1 protein-coding gene is annotated in these 291 nt (G+C 46.7%); it reads right to left on the bottom strand.

Going from position 1 to position 291, the window contains the following annotated elements:
* Positions 1-73: 73 nt before the first annotated feature.
* Positions 74-291: DHHA1 domain-containing protein (locus E0702_RS16770; protein ID WP_205742014.1), on the bottom strand; the 218-nt coding region annotated here is incomplete at its 5' end.

The raw sequence follows: 291 nt of genomic DNA, 5'->3' as shown, positions 1-291 counted from the left end.
GAAAGTTCAGGTTTGATACAAGAAAGAACGCTCAATCCAAAATGATTGAGCGTAAGTATGTTTTTATGGGGTTTTATCGCCGTTCGGCAATCCAAGCATCTACTGACTCCAACGCGCTCGGTAGCGCTGATGCATCAGTACCACCTGCTTGAGCCATGTCAGGACGACCGCCACCTTTACCACCAACTTGCTGAGCAACCATATTAACCAGTTCACCCGCTTTAACTTTACCAGTCAGGTCTTTTGTTACGCCTGCAATCAGACCGACTTTATCATCCGCTACGTTACCTA

The organism is Halomonas marinisediminis (assembly GCF_004347715.1).
In the GTDB taxonomy this organism is placed as follows: Bacteria; Pseudomonadota; Gammaproteobacteria; order Pseudomonadales; family Halomonadaceae; genus Halomonas; species Halomonas icarae.
Note: the sequence above shows the minus strand (reverse complement) of the source record. Positions and strands in the feature narration are given on the sequence as shown.